This is a genomic window from Robiginitalea sp. (genome assembly GCF_049588695.1).
GTDB lineage: Bacteria > Bacteroidota > Bacteroidia > Flavobacteriales > Flavobacteriaceae > Robiginitalea.
Genome location: NZ_JBAVZJ010000603.1, coordinates 1 through 2,039, shown reverse-complemented (window position 1 = coordinate 2,039; position 2,039 = coordinate 1). Strand labels below are relative to the sequence as shown.

1 protein-coding gene and 1 pseudogene are annotated in these 2,039 nt (G+C 51.2%); both read right to left on the bottom strand.

The features are described 5' to 3' along the window. A pseudogene (locus WBV75_RS13810) lies at window positions 1-373 on the bottom strand (glycosyl transferase); the annotation flags it as partial. A gap of 9 nt (window positions 374-382) precedes the next feature. Further along, a partial coding sequence (locus WBV75_RS13805) for an MFS transporter (protein ID WP_424121166.1) occupies window positions 383-2,039 on the bottom strand: 1,657 nt, incomplete at its 5' end.

Below are 2,039 nucleotides of genomic sequence, written 5' to 3'. Positions count from 1 at the left end.
TGTCGAGGGGTACAAAAAACAGCATCTCTGCTTTAATTCCGTTCTTTTGACCTGTTATCCGGCTGTAATTGAGTCCGTGCCGGCACTCGTAATGGTCCAGAGGGGTTTTCATGGGCTTCCAGCCCGGGGACCATTTGGTTTCCCCATCCTGGATATAAAAATAGCGCCCCCCCTGGTCCATAGGAACGTTGTTGTAGCGGTAGCGCGTCAGCCGCCTGAACTTGGCATCTTTGTAAAAACTATACCCTCCCCCCGTATTGGAAATCAGGGAGAAAAAATCCTTGTTGCCCAGGTAGTTGATCCAGGGCCAGGGGGTTTCCGGGTTGGTAATGACGTATTCCCTGTTCTGGTCGTCGAAATGGCCGTATTTCATGGTTCTTTTTTATGAGATTTCTTTTATCCTTCGGGCATTGAGTTCCCGGGTTATTTCATCCATTTTTTGTTGGTTGAGCGGGTAGGAAAGCATGATCAGGGCTGCCAGGCCGGCCACCAGTGCAGGGACCCAGCTCATCAGCATCTTGATGCCGGGTACGGCACCTTTGATGGCCTCTGTATCCATCCCGTCGTAATGAAAATAAGCCAGGATCCCGCCGATTATCGCACCGGCTACGCCACCGCCAAATTTGGTAGCAAAGGAGCCGGCGGAATAGATCAATCCCGTGGCTCTGCGTTTATTGATATACTCGGAGAAATCCGCAGCATCCCCCAGCATGGCAAAAAACAGGGTGGGGAAGATAGCACTGGCGGCTTCTGAGACTACCCCGATAACAAATATGGCCGCAATACTATCCGGACCACAAAAGGCCAGCAGGCTGTTTACGGCACCGGAAAACAACAGTGCATAAATAAAAAGCTTCTTTTTCCCCAGTCGTTTGCCGAGGGCAGCGGTGGCCATCGCCCCCGCAATGGAGGCAATCATCAGGGCGATCAAATAGGTGGCAGAGAGGAGCTGGTCTTGTATGTAATGGGTAAAATAGATGACCGTGATCCCTTGTTTGATCGAATTGTATACATTGAACAGCAACCCGATAACCAGCAGCACAATCCACGGCTTGTTGCGGATAAGGTCCGAGAGGTCCTTCCTGAGGTTGGTTTTCTGGTCTTTCGGTGGGGCCACCCGCTCCCGGGTGCTGTAAAACGTGATGACCATAAACAAGGTCAGGAATACCGACAGCAAATAAATCGCGTGGCTGTAGCCCTTTTTCTGGTCGATCAGGGTAATCTTTTCGGAGGTCAGGTCCGCTTCTCCCTTTGCGGTAAAAGTATAGACCTTATCGGGCTGCATTTCAAAACTCAGGCTTTTTGTGGGCGTAATGCCTTGCCCCTCAAAAGTCGCTATACCGTCCTTCGTTTTGATTTGTGCATTTTCGGTATAGTCGGGGGCGGAGACCGAAATGGTATATTGCTGCTCCCCGGTTTTGGCGACCTGTATATCCGGGTTGACGTTGCCGAAATACGCTACTAAAAAAAGCAGCGCCCCCTGCACGAGCATGCCCCCGGCAAAAGCCCCGACCATCCTGTAAGAACCCAGGCTGGTCCGTTCCTTGTCATCTCCCGTCATCACGGCCATCAGGGCGCCATAGGGGATGTTATTTGCCGTGTATAGCAGGGTGAAGATGATATACGTGCTATACGCATAGATTATTTTTCCGGTATCGCTGAGGTCCGGAGAGGTAAAAAGGAGGGATAATGTGACTCCCAGGGGTACGGCCGTCCAGAGGATCCAGGGCCTGAATTTTCCGTACTTTGTTTTGGTGCGATCGCCGATGACCCCCATGAGCACATCGCTGAAACCATCACTCGAGCGGGCGATCAGCATTAACAACCCCACAGAACCCGGGGTCAGCCCGAACACATCTGTATAAAAAATAAACAGGAACGTAGCCACGCCCCGCCAGGCAATATTGGCTGCGCCATCCCCAAGGGCATAACCGGCTTTTTCGAAAAATGAGAGTTTATTGTTGTTCTGGGTTTCCATAGGGGGGGCTGGTATTTTACACGATGAAGTCAAAGAGTTCTGTCCGTGTCTTTTCATATAC